This is a genomic window from Kitasatospora sp. NPDC086791, from assembly GCF_040685975.1.
Lineage (GTDB): Bacteria > Actinomycetota > Actinomycetes > Streptomycetales > Streptomycetaceae > Kitasatospora.
The window spans coordinates 1-4,065 of the sequence record NZ_JBFBOC010000066.1 but is presented as its reverse complement, the minus strand read 5'-3'; the positions used below and the strand labels follow the sequence as shown (position 1 = coordinate 4,065).

Sequence of the window (4,065 nt, the reverse complement as noted above, 5' to 3'; positions counted from 1 at the left end):
ACATTCCGAACCCGGAAGCTAAGCCTTACAGCGCCGATGGTACTGCAGGGGGGACCCTGTGGGAGAGTAGGACGCCGCCGAACAATCATTCAGAAAAGACCCCCTCCCATTTCGGGAGGGGGTCTTCTCGCGTTTCCGGGCGGCCCGCGACCGCCGGATCACTCGTCGTCGGCCTGCGGCCCCTCGGTCGGCGGCTGCCCCTGGGCCTGGGCCTCGGGCTGGGCGCCCTGGGCCGGCGCGGACGGAGCGTCCGGCGCGGCCGGAGGCTCCGCGGTGCCCCAGGCCGGGCGGTTGAGCCACTTGTCGGCGGTGTTGGTGAGGCGGGCGACGCCCGTGCCGTCCGGCCGCATGCTGTAAAGGTCGGCGCCGACGGCACCCGCGGGGGCCTGGGTGAAGATGATGGACTGGCCGTCGGGGGCATAGGCGGCCGCGCCGTAGAAGGTGTCGGAGGGGGCGGCCGTGAGTGCGCCGATGGCGGTGCCGTCGGGGTGGACGGTGTAGATGCCGCCGCCGGGGGCGTTCTCGGGGCCTGCCGGGTAGGTGGTGAAGAGGATCCGGGTGCCGTCGGGGGACCACTCCGCGCGGTCGCCGGCGCGCAGTTCCCAGGGGGTGAGCTGGCGGAGTCCGGTGCCGTCCGCGCTGACGACGTAGATGGCGCGGCTGTTGGCGGGTTGCCCGGTGGCGCCGGTGCGGTACTCGAAGGTGAGCTGCTTGCCGTCGGGGGACCAGCTGGGGTTGCTGACCGCGCCGGAGTAGGGCTTGTCGTTGGTGAGGAAGGTGAGCCGTTGGACGTCGGTGCCTTCGGGGCTCATCAGGTAGAGGTCCGAGTACTGCGTCCGGGTCTTGTCGGCCGGGTCCAGGGCGCCCCAGGAACGGCTGAAGGCGAGTTGCTTGCCGTCCGGGGAGAAGGCGGGGGCGCGCTCGTCCTCGTTGGCGCAGTCGGTGCCGCCGCCGGAGCCGTCGCAGAGCGGGTTGATCTGGTGGGCGCCCTCGCCGGAGGTGGCGACGGTCCAGAGCCGGGCGGCGCCGGTCTGCGGGTCGGTGCGGTCGAACGCGACGACGGTGCCGTCGGGGGACCAGTCGGGGCGGTCGTCGCGCGCGCGGTCAGGCGGCTGGGTGATCTGGTGCTGACCGCTGCCGTCGGGGGAGAGGGTGACGATGGCACTGGTGGTGCGCGAGGCGTCGGTGTAGGCCCGGCTGACGATCAGCCCGTTGTGCGCGGTGGCCGCGGCAGGGGTTCCCGCTGCCGCGCCGACGACGCCGGGGCTCGCGGTGGGGGTCGGCTCGGGGGTGGCGGAGGGGGACTCCGGCCGGATCTCCGAGAGTGGGATCTCCCCGGGTTCGGCCCCGCAGCCGGTGAGCAGGGTGCCCAGAAGCAGAAGGCCCGCACCAGCGCTTGCGCGTGTGCGGGCCCTGCTCGTGGGTGACTGCCGTGTGCCGGTGATCCGTGTCATTCTCCGCCTCCGACCTGTGCCGACCGCTCGACATCTGCCCCCGTCGCCGATTCAGGACGAAGGCCCCTGAAAGGAGTTGTCACTGTGTCAGGCGGGAAGGGTCGGCGGCCCGGCGACACGCGACGGATCGCGTTCGCTCGGCCACATGGAGTAGCGAAGGGGGTTGGTCAGTCCCGGGCGGCGCGGCGTTCGGCCTTGGCGAGGGCCTCCGCCTCGTCCTCGGCCTCGGCGACCTCCAGGGTGGGCGCGGTGCCGCCGAGCTGGGCGGGCAGCCACCAGGTGTCGTCCGGGCCGGCGGGCTTGCCGGGGTACTCGCGCTGGGCCCGGTCGAGCATCTCGCTCATCGCGGCGCGGAGTCTTCTGGTGACCATGACGGGCTTGTCGTTCGGCCCGAGGTGGATCGGTTCGCCGATCATGATGGTGACCGGAACGTGGCGCTTGGTGAGGGTCTTCGGGCGGCCCTTGGTCCAGAGCTGCTGGGTGCCCCAGAGGACGACGGGCAGCAGCGGGGCGCCGGAGTCGGCGGCCATCCGGGCGGCGCCGGTCTTGAACTTCTTCAGCATGAACGAGCGGCTGATCGTCGCCTCGGGGAACACCCCGACCACCTCGCCGGCCTTGAGGGCGCGCACGGCGGCCTCGTACGCGGGCTGGCCGTCGGCGCGGTCCACCGGGATGTGCTTCATGCCGCGCATCAGCGGGCCGGAGATCGGGTGCTTGAAGACGTCGTCCTTCGCCATGAAGCGGGTCTTGCGCTTGCCGCCGCGGTAGGCGCCGAGGCCGGCGAAGAGAAAGTCCAGGTAGCTGATGTGATTGCTGACCAGTACCGCTCCCCCCCTGGCGGGGATGTGTTCGGCGCCCACGATCTTGATCCGCACGTCGAGCGCGCGGAAGGCGGTGAGTGCGGCGCCGATCACCGGCGGGTACACGAACTCTGCCACGGTCAGTCCTGACTTCCACGGGCCGGAGCCCGGTTCGGCGGGGGCCCGTGACGTCGCGCGGGCGGTGCCGACCGGAGCACGGCACGCCGCGGCGGTCACGGGTGATACACGGAGATGATCCCCCGAACGAGTGCCTGCTGTCACCTGAGGCGTGCGGGCAAGCCGATTTTGCCGGTGTGATCTCCGTGATGAATTCGAACGGGAACCTTTTCGGTTCCGGCGCCGTGGGTCAGGCCCCGGCGGTGAGGCGGCCCTGGGCGCGCCGGACGACCGGGTAGAGCTCGCAGCCGACGCAGTAGCCGAAGGCCGCGTTGAGGAAGGCGGCCGCGAGGCCGGCCGAGGTGACCAGCAGGCCGAGCCAGGTCACCCCGGTGATGTAGCCGAGGGTGCCGACCGCGGCGAACACCATGAGGATGCCCTGGCCGAAGCGCAGCGGCCGCTCGTCCTCGGTCGCGGACGGCGGGGCCAGACGGGGCAGGACCAGGATCCGGAAGAACCAGTCGTACGGGGAGAGCCGTAAGACGCCGAGGGCGAAGACGAGTGCCTGGCCGGCGAGGAGGGCGCTGCTGCCGGTGAGGAGGACGACGATCAGGACGGCCGAGGTGAGCGCGGCGGAGAAGCGGGGACCGCGGGGGTCGGTCTGCACAGGGGCTCCGGAGGGGTCGCGACGGGCTGCGGCGGCGGGCGGTGGCGACGGGGGCGTCAGTGGGGGCCGGTGGCGCGGCCCCGGGGGACGACGCGGTGGGCGGTCGGCGGCGGCAGGGTGGTGCGCTCGGAGTCCACCGGCCGATCGTACGCGGCCCGCCCCCGGCGGTCGACCGTCTTTCGGGGCCCGCCGGGGTCGGCGCAGACTGGGGGGATGACCGGGCTGGTGGTGTGCGTTGTCGTGCTGGCGGTGGCGACCACGTTCGGGCTGGTACGGGCCGGGTGCGACGGGAGGATGCGGGTGCGCAGCGAGGACGGGGCGGTACGGCTGTCGGAGGCGGAGTTGGGTGGGCCGCTCGGCGCGCGGGCGACGCTGGTGCAGTTCTCGACGGTCTTCTGCCAGCCCTGTCGGGCGACCCGGCGGGTGCTCTTGGAGGTGGCCGGGATGGTCGAGGGCGTCGCGCACGTCGAGGTGGACGCCGAGGCGCGGCTGGAGCTGGTCCGCAGGCTGGAGATCCGGCGGACGCCGACCGTCCTGGTGCTGGACGCGGAGGGCCGGGTGGTCCGTCGGGCGACGGGGCAGCCGCGCCGGGCGGACGTGATCGCGGCGCTCGGCCAGGCGGTCTGAGCACCCTCCTTCGTCTGAGTACCCGCCCGTCGCAGCGGTTCCCGTCGTGGTCCGTGCGCCCTGTCGGGTGGAGTCGGCCCCGTCTGGGGCAGGATGGGCGCAGTCGGCCGGCGCAGCCCCCCGGCGTAAGCTACTGGCCAGTAGTGACCACTGTGATACCGGCGAGTATGCTGCCAGGAAGTTCCGGACCGGCACGGGAATCCGCTGCCCGGAGCGGGTGCGTGCCGTGTTCGCACCCGCTTGCACAGCCGCAGCTGTCGGACGAGACCAGTACAGGAGACAAGGCCGTGAGCTTGAGGATCGTTGTCTGTGTGAAGTACGTGCCGGACGCGACGGGTGACCGTCGTTTCGCGGACGACCACACCACCGACCGGGAGGGTGTGGACGGCCTCCTGTCGGA

Annotated in this window: 4 protein-coding genes, 1 rRNA gene and 1 pseudogene; 3 read left to right on the top strand and 3 right to left on the bottom strand. The window is 72.5% G+C overall.

Going from position 1 to position 4,065, the window contains the following annotated elements; all coding sequences use genetic code 11:
• Positions 1-83: ribosomal RNA gene (rrf, locus tag AB0Q99_RS34205) — 5S ribosomal RNA — on the top strand; the annotation flags it as partial.
• 75 nt (positions 84-158) lie between these two features.
• Here rrf and AB0Q99_RS34200 read toward each other — a convergent pair.
• From AB0Q99_RS34200 to AB0Q99_RS34190, 3 genes are all read right to left on the bottom strand, one after another.
• Positions 159-1,454, bottom strand: coding sequence for a hypothetical protein (locus AB0Q99_RS34200; RefSeq protein WP_363578157.1), 1,296 nt, complete (start codon positions 1,452-1,454; stop codon positions 159-161).
• 167 nt (positions 1,455-1,621) lie between these two features.
• The gene (locus tag AB0Q99_RS34195) at positions 1,622-2,392 is read right to left on the bottom strand and encodes a lysophospholipid acyltransferase family protein (protein WP_363578155.1); all 771 of its coding nucleotides are present in this window, start codon (positions 2,390-2,392) and stop codon (positions 1,622-1,624) included.
• A 229-nt stretch (positions 2,393-2,621) separates the two neighbouring features.
• Positions 2,622-3,038: a DUF4395 domain-containing protein gene (locus AB0Q99_RS34190; protein ID WP_363578153.1), complete on the bottom strand. Its 417-nt coding sequence runs from the start codon at positions 3,036-3,038 to the stop codon at positions 2,622-2,624.
• 213 nt (positions 3,039-3,251) lie between these two features.
• Between AB0Q99_RS34190 and AB0Q99_RS34185 the strand changes: the two genes are divergently transcribed.
• Together AB0Q99_RS34185 and AB0Q99_RS34180 are read left to right on the top strand one after the other, a co-directional pair.
• Positions 3,252-3,665 (top strand): thioredoxin family protein, encoded by a 414-nt coding sequence (locus tag AB0Q99_RS34185; RefSeq protein WP_363578151.1) that lies wholly within the window; start codon positions 3,252-3,254, stop codon positions 3,663-3,665.
• Between the two features lie 287 nt (positions 3,666-3,952).
• Positions 3,953-4,065 (top strand): annotated as a pseudogene (locus AB0Q99_RS34180) (electron transfer flavoprotein subunit beta); the annotation flags it as partial.

Coding starts and splice junctions, on each gene's coding strand:
- AB0Q99_RS34200 (WP_363578157.1), bottom strand. CDS start 1,454: ATGACACGGATCACCGGCACACGGCAGTCACCCACGAGCAGGGCCCGC.
- AB0Q99_RS34185 (WP_363578151.1), top strand. CDS start 3,252: ATGACCGGGCTGGTGGTGTGCGTTGTCGTGCTGGCGGTGGCGACCACG.